Source organism: Streptomyces sp. NPDC021012, assembly GCF_044333355.1.
GTDB lineage: Bacteria > Actinomycetota > Actinomycetes > Streptomycetales > Streptomycetaceae > Streptomyces.
On record NZ_JBIRQU010000002.1, the window covers coordinates 777,128 to 793,397 of the forward strand.

At 73.6% G+C, this 16,270-nt stretch carries 9 protein-coding genes; 5 read left to right on the plus strand and 4 right to left on the minus strand.

The features are described from left to right. Positions 1-12 precede the first annotated feature (12 nt). On the minus strand, positions 13-4,821 hold the full coding sequence (locus ACH4TP_RS08790; RefSeq protein WP_398436601.1) for a hypothetical protein: 4,809 nt from the start codon (positions 4,819-4,821) through the stop codon (positions 13-15). Positions 4,822-5,009: 188 nt separating this feature from the next. Here ACH4TP_RS08790 and ACH4TP_RS08795 point away from each other — a divergent pair, with 188 nt between their 5' ends. Next, the gene (locus tag ACH4TP_RS08795) at positions 5,010-6,035 is read left to right on the plus strand and encodes a LacI family DNA-binding transcriptional regulator (protein ID WP_398436603.1); all 1,026 of its coding nucleotides are present in this window, start codon (positions 5,010-5,012) and stop codon (positions 6,033-6,035) included. A gap of 110 nt (positions 6,036-6,145) precedes the next feature. Here ACH4TP_RS08795 and ACH4TP_RS08800 read toward each other — a convergent pair whose 3' ends face one another. Beyond that, entirely contained in the window at positions 6,146-8,914 is a 2,769-nt protein-coding gene (locus ACH4TP_RS08800; RefSeq protein ID WP_398436605.1) for a glycosyl hydrolase, read from the minus strand. Between the two features lie 256 nt (positions 8,915-9,170). On the opposite strand from ACH4TP_RS08800, the gene ACH4TP_RS08805 reads away from it, so the two are divergent. The 4 genes from ACH4TP_RS08805 (at position 9,171) to ACH4TP_RS08820 (ending at position 13,909) form a co-directional block, all read left to right on the plus strand. Then, complete coding sequence (locus ACH4TP_RS08805; RefSeq protein WP_389224531.1) at positions 9,171-10,475, plus strand: extracellular solute-binding protein; 1,305 nt, start codon at positions 9,171-9,173, stop codon at positions 10,473-10,475. 144 nt (positions 10,476-10,619) lie between these two features. Next, positions 10,620-11,588, plus strand: a complete 969-nt coding sequence (locus tag ACH4TP_RS08810) for a carbohydrate ABC transporter permease (protein WP_398436607.1) — start codon at positions 10,620-10,622, stop codon at positions 11,586-11,588. Next, the gene (locus tag ACH4TP_RS08815; protein ID WP_389224527.1) at positions 11,585-12,451 is read left to right on the plus strand and encodes a carbohydrate ABC transporter permease; all 867 of its coding nucleotides are present in this window, start codon (positions 11,585-11,587) and stop codon (positions 12,449-12,451) included. The genes ACH4TP_RS08810 and ACH4TP_RS08815 overlap by 4 nt, the downstream gene beginning before the upstream one ends. 54 nt (positions 12,452-12,505) lie before the next feature. Further along, the gene (locus ACH4TP_RS08820; protein ID WP_398178928.1) at positions 12,506-13,909 is read left to right on the plus strand and encodes a GH1 family beta-glucosidase; all 1,404 of its coding nucleotides are present in this window, start codon (positions 12,506-12,508) and stop codon (positions 13,907-13,909) included. An 18-nt stretch (positions 13,910-13,927) separates the two neighbouring features. On the opposite strand, the gene ACH4TP_RS08825 is transcribed toward ACH4TP_RS08820, so the two are convergent. Beyond that, the gene (locus ACH4TP_RS08825; protein ID WP_398436610.1) at positions 13,928-14,698 is read right to left on the minus strand and encodes a hypothetical protein; all 771 of its coding nucleotides are present in this window, start codon (positions 14,696-14,698) and stop codon (positions 13,928-13,930) included. 29 nt (positions 14,699-14,727) lie between these two features. After that, the gene (locus ACH4TP_RS08830; RefSeq protein ID WP_389224521.1) at positions 14,728-16,146 is read right to left on the minus strand and encodes a chondroitinase-B domain-containing protein; all 1,419 of its coding nucleotides are present in this window, start codon (positions 16,144-16,146) and stop codon (positions 14,728-14,730) included. Positions 16,147-16,270 lie beyond the last annotated feature (124 nt).

The following is a 16,270-nucleotide window of genomic DNA, read 5'->3' on the forward strand; positions in this document are numbered from 1 at the left end:
TCCCGTCCTCCGTCAACCGCGGTTCCGCTGCCAGGCCTCCTCGAACATCTCGTGGAGCGGTGCCGTCGGCAGCACCCGTACGAACGGGGAGCGGATCCACTTGTCCCACATCGGCCGCACCAGGTGGGTCGTCAGCTTCGCGGTCTCCAGCGGCAGGTGCGGGGCCTTGAGCTCGGTCCAGTCGCCGGGCAGGAACAGGGTCCGGCCGGCCCGTGCCCGCCTGGCCTCCAGGACCGCGCCGGTGGCGAGGAGTTCCGCCCGGACCTCCGCATGCCGCGTGGTCGACCAGCCGTTCCACCGCCGGACGTTCCGGTCGGTGGGCGCGGCGAGGGCCGCCAGCTGGAGGTACAGGGCCGCCGCGTCCTCGCCCGTGCCGAGCTCCGCCGCCGCCCGGGCGACGAGCTCCGGGCAGGACAGGCGAGGATCCGCCTCGTACCCGCCCACCGGTACGGCTCCGGACAGGGACCGGCGCATCATCCGCTCCAGTCCGCCGCCCGCGAGCAGCGGTGCCAGCCGGTCCAGGTCCTCGGCGAGGTCGGTGACCTCGCGGACCTCGCGCCAGGTCCCGGGGCCGGTGACGGCCGCGGGGCGTAGGAAGGCGGTGCCGTGGGGGGCGCACACCACCAGCGGCCCGGAGTCGTACGCGCTCGCCGGATCGGCCGGGTTCTCCGGGTGCCGGGCCACCGGCAGCCGCCGGGGGCCGAACCGCTCGGCGATCCGCTCCGGCGTGTCGCGGACGCGGGTCTCGGGGAGTTCGAGCAGCAGCTCGGGGCGGTCCAGCTCGGCGCGCAGCCGCTCGTACAGGGCGGCGGCCCCGGCCAGCGCCGGATCGCCGACGGGCCGGTCCGTCCACGCCCACACGAGGGCGCTCGCGATGTCCGTGAGCGCGAGCCCCACCGGGGTGCGGTAGGGCAGTTCGGGCCCGGCCGGCGGTACGGCCCTGACCTCCACCCCCGTGCCCTGCCGGGCCGCCGTCAGCTCCCAGCCGGCCGCGGGTGCGGTCGTGTCCTCGGCGGCGTCGTAGCCCCCGGCGAGGCGCCGGGCCCACACCTCACCGAGGCCGAGGTCGGCCTCCAGGGCGTCGGCCGTCCCGTCGTGCACGGCGGGCTGCTCGCCGAGGCGCTCCCGCCACGCTCCGGCCATGCGCTCCACGGCCGCCTCGACCCCACCGGGCCGCCACAGTTCGGCCGGGTCCTCGGGCAGGGCGGCGGCCAGGACGGCCCTGCGGCCCGCGCCGCCGAGCCGGGTCCGCAGCCGCTCGTACGTCTCGGTCGCCAGCGGGGTCGCCTTGTACGGGGCCTTGCACACCAGGGCCCGGTGCTCCTCCCGGTCGGCCCGGCCGACGAGACCGGCGACGACGAGCCGGGCCACGGACCGTCGTACCCCCGTCAGTTCGGCGAAACGCGCGGCCGCCGACTCCGGCACCGGGACCGGCCCGTGGGTGTCCACGGCGGCCACCAGGGCGCGCAGCCGCCCGGTGTCGTCCCGCTCCACGCGCACGTGCCGCACCTCGGTGGCCGCTCCCGGCACGGGGTCGCGGTGCGGGTTCTCCGCGACGGGCGCCACGAACCACTGCTCCGCGCCCCCGTCCCGCACACCGGCGGACGCGACGGTCGTAGCGCCCGAGCGCAGGTGGTCCACGAAGCCCGGTCCTGGCATCCGCCCCGCCCACCAGCGGCTGCCCGCGCGGGCGAACGGCTGCTCGGCCCAGGTGTCCAGGAGCGCGAGGAGAGCGGCCCGCTCCGCGTCCGGGGTCGGTGCGACCGCCGCCCGCCAGGCGACGGCGTCGATCGCGCCGAGGAGCTGCGACCAGTCGTGCGGCGGGGCGGGCGGCGACAGCCGGCGCACCTCCTCGACGATCGTCCCGGCCAGGCAGGCGCCGTCGGCGGCGAGCGCGGTCAGCGTCGCCGGCAGGGCCACGTCGGGGGTCCGCCGCCACCGGTCGGTCCCGCCGGTGTCGGCGAGGCCCCACAGCGCGGGAACGAGCACGGTGTCCGGCGAGGACCGCCGCAGCCGCACGGGCGGGGCCTCGGCGAGCAGGGTGACGCGCCGGTGCAGGGCGCGCCGCCGCTCCTCCACCCGGGCGGCCCGCTCGGCCACGGCGACGACGGCCTCGACCAGGACGGGATCGGTGACGTCCGGCAACTCCCGCGCCAGGACCGCGCGGAGCGCCGCCGTGGCGTCGGCCGCCTCCGCGCGCTCGGAAACGGCCGCGCTTTCGCGCGCCGCCGTCAGCAGGGCGTCCGCCGTCTCCCGGCTCACCGTCCGCAGCGCCCGGGATCCGGCCGCGTCCCGGGTCCGCAGCAGGTACCAGAAGGCAGGGGGCAGGGCCACGCCGCCGGACGGGGTGGCGCGCCGGGCCGGCCGCACCCGGGGGTGCCGGGGCGAGTGGTGGCCGTCCAGCTCCCACAGCAGGACGCCGTCGGCGGTGTACGCGCGCACGCCCGTCCGGGTCTCGGCCTCGGCGAGGACCACGTCCTCCACGGCGCCCTCCGGCGGCGCCCACAGCGCCCAGGGCTTCTGGCCCTGCCGGTCGATGGAGAAGCGGGCCGAGCGCCCGTCGACGCTCTGCACCAGGTAGTGGTCGGGCGCGGGGTCGCGGTGCGGGGTGCGGAAGAGGATCCGGGTCCCGACGAGGCCGTCCCTGCTGCCGAGCGGGGAGTCGGTCAGACCGGCGGGCAGCGGCGCGAGGTGGAGGGCCTCCTGGGCGAGGGCCATGCCCGCCTCGGACGGTTCCGTCGCCGGGTCGGTGCTCGCGGGGCGGCCGGGGAAGTCCGGCACCTCGGCGCCGCCCCTCGGCTCGCCGGTGACCGGGTCCACCACCTCCCACGGGCGCCGCCGGTACACGCCGTTGGTCCAGATGCGGGAGCCGTCGCCGAGCTGCAGTTCGTTGCTGTCGATGCCTTCCGTGCCGCCCGGCCGAAGGGCGCGCAGGCCGCCGTGGCGCCCTCCCCCGTCGGCGGTCTCGAACTGGAAGCCGAAGGCCCCGTCCAGCTTCCCGCCGAACGGCACCAGTCCGCCCTGCTCGTCGGGCGTGAACGGCTCCTCGGGCCGGTCCGCCCAGCACGCGGTGTCGCAGAAGTAGGGATCCGGCTTGACCGTCCAGCTCACGAGGAAGGAGCCGCCGACGTAGTGGACGGCGTGCATCGTCGCGTCCTCCGGCACCGTGAACCGGCAGGAGCCCCTGACCCCGTCCGGGTCGACGGCGACCGCCCGGCCACCCCCGAAGACGGTGAGCACCGGCCAGGTGCAGGTCACTCCGTCGACGCCGGTCACCCCCGGCACGGGCCCGCCATCGCCACAGCCATCGCCATCGCCATCGCCATCGCCATCGGCTTCCGCTTCCGCCGCGAACTCCGCGTACACCGACTCCAGGGCCGGCCAGACCAGTTCCTCCGGAAGCCCGGCCGTGAGGGAGCGGTGCAGGGCGCCCGCCGCGCTCGTCGCGCCGAGGGCGTCGGCGATGCCGCCGAGGGCGGTCACGGTCGGCCGGTCGAGGAGGGTCTCCAGCTCGGCCACGGACTCCTCGGCGCCCGCCATGCCGCCGCCCCCGACGGTGTCGACGAGCTTGCCGACGCGTCCGGCCACCTCGTGGGCGATGCCCTCGTTGCCCGGGAGCAGCGTCACCGCGGAGCCGGGCCGCCGCTCGCGCCCCGTCTGCCAGCTCGGCAGCAGGTTCGCGTGCACGGTCCCCTCCAGGCGGGGGCCGAAGACGGGGTCGGCGGCGAGCGCGGCGAGGTCGCGGCGGGACTTCTCGCCCCAGAAGCGCATCCGGACGTCCGGCCCCGGGTCGGCGACCGCGACCCCGGCCGCCAGGCAGGCGTCGAGGACGTCCGCGTCGAAGCCCTGGTAGTGGTGGCGGGTGGTGTGCAGGGTCACCGGCGCGCCCTCGGCCCGCAGGCGCGGCCCCAACCGGCCGATGAGGTCGAGGAGTTCCGCCGGGAGCGGCTGGCGTCCGACGCCGCCGCCGGACTGGAGGGCGTACTGGTACATGCGGACGAAGGTGCCGAGCCAGTGGTGCGTTCCGCCCTCGGGCACGATCCGTCCGTCCTCCATCGCCCCGGCCGCGCCGGAGCCGACCAGCAGCCGCAGCCACGGGCCGCCGTCGGTGGCCCCCTCGGGGAAGACCTCCACGAGGCCGGCCGCGACCGCGTCCGTCGGCGGATGGGCCGTCAGGATCGGTTCGGCCGCCGCCAGCAGGGCGTCCGGCACGCCCTTCTTCCGGGTGGCCGAGAGGATCGTGCCCACGATCCGGGCGACCTCCGCGTCACCGAGCCCGGCCTTCCTGGCGGAGGCCCGTACCCGGCGCACCAGATCCGCGGGCAGGTCGGCGGGCGAGGCGGCCCACGCGGTGAGGAAGTCCTCCAGGGCGCTGTGGGCCGCCGCCGGCTCAAGGGTCTCGGCGAGGAACCGCTGGTGGGCGCCGAACTCCTTGGCGGGCATGGCCCCGCCCCGGGCGAACAGCAGCCCGTTGGCCCGGCGGTAGGCGGGGTCCACGGACAGCCCGTGCCGGGCCTCGGCGGCGCGCGCCGCCACGTAGGCCCGCCCGCCCGGCCTGCTCCCGTAACCGATCAGCCGGTGGCCCACGGTGTCCCAGAACCACGGCAGATGCGCCGGCGGCAGCCGCCGCGCCCGCCGGGCCATGGCGTCGACGAACGCGCCGGGCCTGGTCCAGGAGCGGTTGAGTTCGGCGCCCATGTCCCGGACCAGCGCACGCGCGCCCTCGACCGCGCCCGGGTCGTGGGCGGCGACCCAGTCGGCGTACGTGGTCGACACGTGCGTACCGGCGGCGGGCAGCAGGGCATCCAGCGAGACGATCATGCCGAGGATCGTCGCACGCCCCACTGACACCGCCCCGGGCAGCGGGTGTTCACCCGCCCTTCGGATCTTGGGAGCGCTCTCAACAGGTGCGGACTGCAGATATCCTGGTCCGCGCAGGACCGCACACCACCCGTCGGACACGCACACCGCACACCCCGTCCAGCCGCCGCAGTCGAGGAGCGCACGCCTTGCCCGAGCAGACCACGGGGCCCCGCCCCACGCTGGAAGCCGTCGCCTCGCGCGCCGGGGTCTCGCGCGCCACGGCCTCCCGGGTCGTCAACGGGGGCGCGGGCGTGCGCGCTCCCCTGGTGGAGAAGGTGCGCAGGGCCGTCGAGGAGCTCGGTTACGTCCCGAACCACGCGGCCCGCACCCTGGTCACCCGGCGCAACGGCGCCGTGGCCGTGATCATCGCGGAGCCCGAGTTCCGGGTCTTCTCGGACCCGTTCTTCGAGCAGCAGGTGCGGGGGATCAGCCGGGAACTGACCGCGTACGACGCCCAGCTGGTGCTGTTGTGGGTGGAGGGTCCCGGGGACCACGAGCGGATCTCGCGCTATCTCGGGGGCGGGCACGTCGACGGCGCGCTGGCGTTCTCGCTGCACAGCGACGACGCGCTGCCGTCCGTGATCGAGCGGGCCCGGATCCCGGTGGTCTTCGGCGGGCGGCCCGCCCCGGGCACGGATCCGGCCGTGCCGTTCGTCGACTGCGACAACCGGGGCGGCGCCCGGGAGGCGGTGCGGCACCTGGTGGGTCTCGGGCGGCGGAACATCGCGCACATCTCGGGTCCCGCCGACCAGACGTCCGCGATCGACCGGATCCACGGCTACCGGGACGTCCTCCTGGACGCCGATCCCGGGCTGCTGTGCCCGGGCGACTTCACGGAGGAGAGCGGCGCCCGTGCGATGGCGGAGCTCCTCGGCCGGCGGCCGGACGTCGACGGCGTGTTCGTCGCCAACGACCTGATGGCGTCGGGGGCGTTGCGGACCCTGCGGGAGCGCGGGCTGCGGGTGCCTGAGGACGTGGCCGTCGTCGGCTTCGACGACATGGCCTCGGTCGTCGAGCGGACCACTCCCGCGCTCACCACCGTCCGCCAGGACATCGAGGGCATGGGCCGGCTGATGGTGAAGCTGCTCATGCGGCTGCTCGACGGGACCGGTCCCGAGGTCCCGGCCTCCGTGATCACCCCCACCTCGCTGGTCCGCCGCGCCTCCGCGTGACGCCGCGCGGAAAGACGCCGTACGGGAAAGCGACGGGTCCGGGTGACGTCGTACGGGAAAGCGGCGGGCCCGGGTGGCTTTCCCGGGTCCGCCGCCTCCCCACCCTGGGGTCAGTCGTACGGGATGACGAGGACGGACCGGTCCGTGCCCGTCTGGAGCCGTGAGTCGCCGTTCCCTATCGCGCTCCAGACCTCCAGGCGGACCGTTCCGCCGCGCAGGTCACCGAGCGTGCCGGTGGCGGACTTCAGGCCGCGCGCCTGGCTGTACTCCTCCCAACCGGTGACCGGGTCGGTCGCGAAGTACTGGTAGGTCTCGGTCCGGTCGAAGGTGCCGTCGCCGGTGAGGTCGTAGCTGATGCGGGCCTGCTGGCCTAGGCCGACCACCGTTCCGGCGTCCACCTGGAGGCGGAAGGCGGTCGAACCTCCGCTCCTGAGCGTGCCGTTGACGTTCCTGGCCTCGTAGACGAGCGGCCGGCTCGGGGTGCCGTCGTGGTTGGCGCCCTGCGCCGAGGCGATGGTGTCGCTGCCCGCCGTGGCTCCGGTGGCCGTGGTGAGGGTGCCGCCGGTGCGGAGCTGGAAGGTGTTTCCCGTGGAAGGGCCGGGGTCGGGATCGGTGCCGCCCGTTCCGGTGCCGGTCGCGGTGGAGCGGGCGGGGACCGTGAGGGACTTTCCGTCGGAGAAGGTGACCGTGCGGGCGGTCGTGCCGTGGTTGTGGGCCACGTAGGTGCGGGTGGTGCCCTTCAGGAAGACGGCGGAGGTGGGGATGGATCCGGTGACCGTGGCGTCGGGGGCGCCGAGGGCGTCGAGGGCCGTGAGCCAGTGGTAGGTGTGGGCCTTCGACTCCCCCGCCTCCGGGGTGTAACCGGCGTTGCCCGCGTCCCACTTGGCCTTGGCGGCGCCGGGGTCGGCGAGGGACTGGAACTCCCAGAGGATGTCGCGCCATTCGACGGCGGGGCCGCCGTTCTCGCGTTCCATCTCGGCGATGTTGCGCCGGACGGCGTCCTTGTGTCCGGCGAGCTGGAGCGAACCGCCGGTCACCGGGAGGACGTTGATGCCGTGGATCTCCTCCGGGTTCGCGGTCCACCAGGTGGAGTAGGCGGCGCCGCTGCCCCACACCATGCCGACGGTGTCGTGCTGGAAGGCGGCGGGGAAGACCTGCTGGTCGGCGTCGAACCAGTACTGGGCGACGGCCTCGCCCTCGGTGGTGAGGAGGTACGTGCCGAGGTCGCGCAGTGACGTGTCACCGGTGGCCGAGCCCCAGAGGACGAGGGCCGCGCTGAGGTTGGTCGACTCCGAGGAGGACTCCTGGTTGTTGCCGGCGGCGAAGCCCTGGTGGCCGCTGGCCCAGCTGTGTCCGGCGTAGACGTCGAAGCCGCGCAGGAAGGGGAAGGCGCTGTCGGTGCGGCTGGGGTCGGCGGTGTCGCGGACCAGGGTCTTGACCATGGCGCCCCACGCGGAGTCGGCGGCCCAGGCAGGGTCGTACTGGGCGACGATCGCGGCCGCGTACACGTAGTAGCCGTAGTGGAAGTGGTGGTCGTTGAGTTCGGTGTCGCTGCCGTAGGAGGCCGGGTAGCCGATGAGGGTCTTCCAGGCCTGGTCGTACGAGAACTCGTTGGCGCCGCCGGCCGTGAACCAGTCCTGGAGGCGGCCCTTGATCAGCCCGAGGAGCTTGTCGCGGATCGCGCCCTCGCCGATCTGGTCGGCGAGCGGGACGAGTTGGGCGAGCTTGCCGAGGGCCTTGCCGGTCCAGTACGTGTCCACGGCGCCGGAGAAGGGGTCGGCGGAGTTCGCGACCTCGTTCAGGTAGCCGCGCAGCCGGGCGGGGTCCACGCCGGCGCCCGGGAGTCCGGGCAGGGTGGCGGCGGCCCGCTGGGAGGTCGTGAAGGAGGCGGACTCGCGGACCTTCATGGTGCCGCGCGGCGAAACGTACGTGTACGGGGTGAGCGGATCGGTGGTGTGCAGCCACTGGTGGCGGTAGAGCGCCTGGAGGGTGCCGCGCTCGGTGCCCTCCTTCGCCTCGGTGGTGAGGGTGTAGGTGGCGCGGACGGTCCCCGCGTCGTAACTCCAGTTCACCGTCGACCCGGTGACGAAGCTGTACGCGTACTTCCGGTAGGTCGCGAGGGTGTCGGTGGAGGGCAGGACGGCGACGGAGAAGTAGTCCTTGCCGCCGAGACCGGCGGTGACGGTCGAGCCGGAGACGTTCCAGTCGGTGCCGGTGGGCGCGAAGAGGGCGTAGTGGTGGCCCGCGACGGTGATGCCGAGGACGTTGCCCTGGTCGGCGAAGACGGTGGGCGCCTCGGCGGTGGTGATACGGGCGTCGCCGCCGGTGCCCCTGGCGTACACGAAGGGCAGGCCGTGGCCGATGGTGGTGCGCAGGGTGCGGGTGCCGTCGGACCAGTAGGGGGTGACGGTCCAGTCGGACCAGGCGTCGGCCCTGGTGTCGGGCGAGTTGAGGCCGGTGAGGCCGAGGGTGAGGTCGCGTTTGTGGGCGAACTCGTACTGGCGTCCGTCACCGACGATCGCGGGACTGGTCGGGTAGCCGATCTCCAGGCCGCCGGCGACGGCCTGGTAGGTGAGCGGGTGGCCGTACATGGGGGTGGAGTACGGGTTGTCCCCGTACCGCTGGAAGGCGAGGGAGGACCACCAGTCGTTGGTGGGGACCGGTTTGCCCTGGGCGGCGGGGGTGACCTTGGGGGTGACCGGGGTGCCGGTGTTGGTGGTGGGTCCCGATGCGCCGGCGGGGCGGGTGTCGGAGTAACTTCCTGCGCCCGCCGGGACGGTGGCCGCCGCCGCGGGACCGGCGGCGGGGCCGATTCCCAGGGCGGCGAGGGCGGAGACCAGGACCAGCACGACGGCCGGCCTGCTGCGGGGGGCTGGCATGAAGGAGCACCTCATGTCGTCGGGGGAGGTGGGGGGTGTGCGGCGAAGAGGGTGAGAGCGCTCTCAGATCGCCGGAAACGTAAAACCCGCGAAACGACTGTGTCAATGGGTTGAACACAGAAGGGAGTTGAGCGCTCTTCCCGTCCGATGCTCCTTCGAGTCTTGACGGACACGCCTCTTCACGGGCACGCTCCCCCCGCAGACTTGAGAGCGCTCTCAGAGACTCTCGCTCGCTCCGGAGCCAAGGAGGCTTCCCATGACCGTCACCCGCGCCGCCAAGAGAACCGCCGCCCGCCTGGGGGCGGTCGTGCTCACCGGGGCTCTGCTCGCCGCCTGCGGAAGTTCGACGGACGGCGCGTCGGGGGACGGCGCCGGTGGCGAGGTCACCATCACCGTGGACCTGTTCGGCTCTTTCGGATACAAGGAGGCCGGGCTGTACGCGGAGTACGAGAAGCTCCACCCCGGTGTCACGATCAAGCAGACGGACACCGAGGACGAGGCCGACTACTGGAAGTCCCTCCAGACCCGGCTCGCCGGCGGCGGTGGCCTCGCCGACGTGCAGGGCATCGAGGTCGGCCGGATCGCCTCCGTCGCCAAGGAGCAGGCCGAGCGGTTCGAGGACCTCAGGAAGTACGGGGCGGGCGCGCTCAAGGAGCAGTTCGCCCCGGCCAAGTGGGCCGCCGCCACCGGCGGGGGCGGCGAGGTCCTCGGCCTCGGCACGGACGTCGGCCCGGAGGCCCTCTGCTACCGCGCGGACCTGTTCCAGCAGGCCGGACTGCCCACCGACCGCGAGGAACTGGCGAAGAAGTGGGCCACCTGGGACGGCTACCTGGAGCTCGGGAAGCAGTACAAGGCCAAGGCCCCGGGCAAGCACGCGTGGATCGACAGCGTCGGCAGCCTGTACTCCATCATGATCGGGCAGGAGAAGGAGCGGTACTACGACGCCTCCGGCAAGCTCATCTGGCAGGACAACCCCGCCCTTCGCACCGCCTGGGACCACTCCGTCGAGGCCGCGCGGAGCGGGCTGAGCGCCAAGCTCGACCAGTGGTCCCCGCAGTGGAACCAGGCCTTCGCCGCCGGTTCGTTCGCGACGATCCCCTGCCCCGCCTGGATGCTCGGCTACATCAAGGGCCAGGCCGGCGACGCCGGCAAGGGCAAGTGGGACGTCGCCGCGCTCCCCGGCGGCGCCGGCAACTGGGGCGGCTCCTACCTGGCCGTGCCGAAGGCCGCGCGGCACAAGAAGGAGGCGTACGAGCTGATCAAGTGGCTCACCGCGCCCGAGCAGCAGACCCGGCTCTTCGAGAAGCAGGGCAACTTCCCCTCGGCCACCGGCGCGATCGAGAAGGTCGCCGGCGCGAAGGACGCGTACTTCTCCGGCGCCCCGATCGGGAAGATCTTCGGCGACGCGGCGAAGGCGGCCCCGGTCCAGGTGCTCGGCGTGCACGACCAGAACATCGCCCAGCAGATCACCAACGCGCTGAGCGAGGTCGAGCGCAAGGGCACGTCGCCCGAGGAGGCCTGGTCGAACGCGAAGAAGGGCGTCGAGAACACCCTCGGCTGACGCGAGCCGCCCGGCGCCCGCCCCGCGCCACCCCGAATGCCCGCGCCGCCCCGAATGCCCGCGTCTTCCCGAAGGCCCGCACCGCCCCGAACGCCCGCGCCGCCCCGACTCCCCCGCCCCGCTCTCCCACCGAAGGGCCGCACCGTGACCCTCGCCGCATCCCAGGCACCACCGGCCCCACCGCGCGCCGCCGTCCCGCCGCCCCGGCCGGGGCCCGCCCGGCGGGCCTGGCGGACGGTCTCGCCGTACGCCTATCTCGCCCCGTTCTTCACCCTGTTCGCCGCCTTCGGCCTCTTCCCGCTGCTCTACACGGCCTTCGTCTCCCTCTACCGGGTCGAGCTCCAGACCCCCGGCGACATGGAGTGGCGCGGCCTCGGCAACTACGCCGCGCTCCTCGGCGACGCGTACTTCTGGGTCGCGCTGCGCAACACCTTCACCATCGGCGTCCTGTCGACCGTGCCGCAGCTGGTGATGGCCCTCGGCCTCGCGCACCTGCTGAACTACCGCATGCGCGGCCGTACTTTCCTGCGGACGGCGGTCCTGCTGCCGTACGCGACCTCGGTCGCCGCCGCCACCCTCGTCTTCGCCCAGCTCTTCGGCCGGGACTTCGGGCTGGTCAACTACGGGCTCGGCCTCATCGGCATCGATCCCGTCGACTGGCAGAACGGCACGGTCGCCTCGCAGATCGCCGTGTCCACGGTCGTCATCTGGCGCTGGACCGGCTACAACGCGCTGATCTACCTGGCCGGCATGCAGTCCATCCCCGACGAGCTGTACGAGGCCGCCGCGATGGACGGGGCCTCGCGGTGGCGCCAGTTCTTCCACGTCACGCTGCCGGGCCTGCGGCCCACCATCCTCTTCACCGTCGTCGTCTCCACGATCGGCGCGACCCAGCTGTTCGGCGAGCCGCTGCTCCTCGAAGGCTCGATCTCGGGCGGCATCTCGCACCAGTACCAGACCCTCGGCCTCTACCTGTACGAGCAGGGCTGGGGCTTCTTCCACCTGGGGCGGGCCGCCGCCATCGCCTGGGTGATGTTCCTGCTCATCGTGGTGCTGGTCGGGATCAACGCCCTGATCGCGCACCGCCGTTCCCGCAAGGAGGCCGGCCGGTGACCGCGCTGGTCCGCCCGGCACGGTCCGGCCCCTCCCGGGCCGGCCGCACCCTGCACGCCGGGCCGCTCGCCTACACGATCCTGATCGTCGCCGTACTGTTCTCCGCCTTCCCCTTCTACTGGACGGTCGTCGCCGCGAGCCGTTCCAACGCCGACCTGGCGAAGGTCCCGCCGGCCCTGCTGCCGGGCCCGCACCTGATGCGCAACTTCGAGGCGGTCCTCGAAGAGGCCGACATCGGCAAGGCGCTCCTGAACTCGCTCCTCGTCTCCGGGTCGATCACCCTCGGCACCGTCCTGTGCTGCACGCTCGCCGGTTTCGCCTTCGCCAAGCTCCGCTTCCGGGGCCGGGGCGCGCTGCTCGCGGTCACGGTGGGCACCATGATGATCCCGCCGCAGCTGGGGGTGATCCCGCTGTTCATGCTGATCGCCGAGCTCGGCTGGGTGAACCAGCTCCAGTCGGTGATCCTGCCGGGCCTGGTGTCGGCGTTCGGGGTGTTCTTCATGCGGCAGTACCTGGTGCAGTCGCTGCCGGACGAGCTGATCGAGGCCGCCCGGGTCGACGGCGCGTCCACGGCGAGGATCTTCTGGTCGATCGTGGTGCCGATCGCCCGGCCCGGCATGGCCGTGCTCGGCCTGCTGACCTTCATGGCCGCGTGGAACGACTTCTTCTGGCCCGTCGTCGCGCTCTCCTCCTCCGAGCCCACCGTCCAGGTCGCGCTGCGCCAGCTCGGCGGCGGCTATGTCCACGACCAGTCCGTGATCATGGCGGGGACCCTGCTCGGGACCCTGCCGGTGCTGCTCGTCTTCGGCCTCCTCGGCCGGCAGATCGTCGGCGGGATCATGCAGGGCGCGGTCAAGGGCTGACGCCCGCGCCCCCTCCCCCTCCACCACCCCCTCACTCCAGGGAGTCACCGTCCCATGACCGCACTCGACGCCCGCTCCGGCCCCACGACCGCTCTCCGCTTCCCCGAGGGTTTCCGCTGGGGCACGGCCACGGCCGCGTACCAGATCGAGGGGGCCGCCGCCGAGGACGGCCGCACCCCCTCGATCTGGGACACCTTCAGCCGTACGCCCGGCAAGGTGCGCAACGGCGACACCGGCGACATCGCCGCCGACCACTACCACCGGGTCGACGAGGACGTCGCCCTGATGCGGCGGCTCGGGGTGACCGACTACCGCTTCTCGGTCTCCTGGCCCCGGGTCCAGCCCACCGGCCGCGGCCCGGCCGTCCGCAAGGGCCTGGACTTCTACCGGCGGCTCGCCGACACGCTCCTGGAGGCCGGTATCCGGCCGGTGGTGACGCTCTACCACTGGGACCTGCCGCAGGAGTTGGAGGACGCGGGCGGCTGGCCGCACCGGGAGACCGCGTACCGCTTCGCCGAGTACGCGGGGATCATGGCGGACGCCCTCGGCGACCGGGTCGCCACCTGGACCACGCTCAACGAGCCCTGGTGCGCGGCCTTCCTCGGCTACGGCCAAGGCGTGCACGCGCCGGGCCGGACCAGCGACCTCGCCGCGCTGCGCGCCGCGCACCACCTCAACCTGGCGCACGGCCTCGCGGCCCGGACGCTGCGCGGTGAGCTGCCCGGTGCGGCGGAGGTGTCCCTGACCCTCAACCTCCATGCCGTACGGGCGCGTTCGCAGACGCCCGAGGACCTGGACGCGGCCCGCCGGATCGACGCGGTCGGCAACCGGATCTTCCTGGACCCGGTCTTCCACGGCCGGCTCCCCGAGGACCTGGTCCGCGACACGGCGGCCGTCACGGACTGGTCGTTCGTCCGGGACGGCGATCTGGCGACGGCGGCCGCGCCGATCGACTCGCTGGGCATCAACTACTACTCCCCGGCGGTCGTCGCGGCGGGCAGCTCGGAGTCGCCGTCGCCGTGGGCGGGCGCCGAGCGGCACGTACGGTTCGAGCCGGCGCCCGGGCCGCGGACGGCCATGGACTGGCCGGTGGACGCGGACGGGCTGCACGGCCTCCTGGTCCGGCTGCGGGACGAACTGCCGGGTGTGCCGCTGGTCATCACCGAGAACGGCGCGGCGTACGACGACTACGCCGACCCGTCGGGGAACGTGAAGGACCCGGAGCGGGTGGCGTACCTGCACGCGCACCTGGCGGCGGTGCACCGGGCGCTCGCGGACGGGGCCGATGTGCGGGGCTACTTCCTGTGGTCGCTGCTCGACAACTTCGAGTGGGCGTACGGCTACAGCAAGCGGTTCGGCATCGTGCACGTGGACTTCGCGACGCAGCGCCGGACCCTGAAGGACAGTGCCCGCTGGTACGCGGAGGTGATCGCCCGGGGCGGCCTCGGCGAGGTCTGAGACCGCCCGGCCGGCCCCCTACTTCTTCAGCGCGCCGGCGACGAAGTCCCGGGTGAGCCTGGCGGCCGAGTCGACCGGGACGTACTGGTCGTCGAAGGGGAAGAAGTCGAGGACTCCGGCCGCCCCGTAGTTCGCCCAGAGACAGGTCGTCATCGGGAAGGTGTCGGTGACGTTCTGCCGGCACTTCACGACGAGGGAGCTGCTGGTGACGGTCTTCGGGGCGCCGGTGAGGTTGCGGCCGTAGTCCTTCGCCAGGCCCATGGACGCGTCGAAGATGCGGTTCAGGGAGGCGGTGGGGTCGGGCACGTCCTCGTACAGGCGGGTCCTGGCGGTGAACGTGGGCGCCGAGGCCGACATGGTGCCCTTGCGGAGGACGTTGCGGGGGCTGCCGAAGCAGGACACCTCGTCGGCGACGTCCTGGCCCTCGTCCTCGATCTCCTTCAGGCCGTCGTCGCCGGTGACGCTCATGTCGAGGTCGCTGCCGAAGTGGAAGCCGCCGTCGCCCTCGTCGCAGACGAGGCCTTCCATCGTCGGCACGGCGACGGCGGTGTAGCGGGTGCCGGGGTCGGCGGCGAGCTTCTCCGCCCCTGCCTGCCCCCTGGAGGGATTCCCCGCCCCTGCCTGCCCGTTGGAGGGCTTCGCCGCGGTCGGCTTGTCGGCCGGCCGTGCGGCGTCCGCCGGTCCCCCGGAACCGCAACCCGTCGCCGCGGACGCCAGTACGACCGCGGCGACGACCGCCCTCACCCTGTTCACGTGCTGATGCCCCCGGAAATGCGCGATGTTGATCATGATCGGGGTGATCGTACGGGCAGGTCGGGTCAGGAGGCGTTCGGGCCCACGTCCGTGGAGGTGAGGGGGCGGCGGACCGGGGCCAGGGTCGAGTACTCGTCGGAGCCGATGTCGCGGGCGGTGCCGCGGGCGTGGCCGTCGATGTCGTCGGGGACCGGGACGCCGCTCAGCGTCGCGGCGCCGATGGCGGGGCTGCCCGCCGTGAGCCGGTAGACGCCGTCCGAGGACTGCGCGAGGCGGGGGTCGACGCGGGTATAGCCCGCGTTGGGGAGGGTGCCGTCGGCGGCCGCGCCCCAGAGGATGTTGCCCTGCCAGAGGAAGCCGGTGGTGGCGCCCATCGCGACGAGGCTGCCGCTGTCCCCGACGATGAGGTTGTCGGCGACGGTCACGTCGCGCGGCTCGTAGGTGCGGGTCTCGCCCGAGAGGGAACTCTTGTTGGCGCGCAGCGTGTTGTGGACGATCACCGCGCGGTCGCAGGCGTCGTTGCCGCGCCGCTCCTCGGTGGTCTCGCCGTCGTGGTGGTCGCGCGTGGTGCCGCTGCCGATGACGAGGGCCCGGCCGGTGAGGCCGGCGAGGTGGTTGTTCACGACCAGGTGGTCGTTGCCGTACAGGCGGATGCCCTCCTTGCCGCCGAGCAGCCAGTTGCCCTCGACGGTGGAGTGGTTGCCGTGGCGCAGCACGATGCCGCCCTGGCTGTCGCGGAGCGTGTTGTAACGGATCGTGTTGCCGGAGGACTTCACCGAGATGGCCTCGGGGTCTCCGTCGCAGCGCTCGAACAGGTTGTACTCCACGATCGCGTCGGCCGTGGACAGCGCCCGGCTGCTGACGCCGAGCCGGATCGACTCGCCGCCGTTGGTGCCCGTGTACGCGTGGCCGGAGAAGTGGTTCTTGAAGACCTGGAGGCGCTGGGCGATGGCGGTGGTGCCGGGGCCGTCGACGACGAGGAAGATGCCCTGGGTGGTGCGGTCGTGGAAGTGGTTGCGGTCGATCTTGGCGTCGTTGCCCTCCACGAGGACCCAGTCGAGGCCGTCCACGTCGGCGAACCGGATGTCGTTGCGGGTCAGCCGGATGCCGGTGCTGTCGGCCGGGATCGTGAGGGTGCCGCTCTGCCGCAGCGCGAAGCCGCTGATGGTGACGGAGCTCGCGCCGTCGAGGACGAAGCTGCGCGGGCCGTTCAGGACGGCGCCGCCGCGGCTCTGGGAGACGATCGTGATGCCGCTGCGCCCCGAGAGGTCGATCGCGCCGCCGGAGGGGACGGTGTACGTGCCGTCGGCGACGACGATCCGGTCGCCGGGCACCGCGCGGTCGATCGCGCTCTGCAGCGCGCTCAGGGAGGTGACCGGGGCCGGTTCGGCCGCCGAGGCGCCGGTGGCGAGCAGGGCGTCGAGCGGGACGGCGGCGGCCGCCGCGCCCAGCAGGGAGCCCTTGAGGAAGGTACGTCGTCGCATGATGCCTCCTGGTGGAAGGGAAGTCGTCGTTCTGTGTCCCGGGATCAGGAAGCTCCGGACGCCGAGGCGGCCCCGGCCGTCGGGGCCCGGCACGGTCCCCCACGGCCCGCGCCGGGTCCCGGTC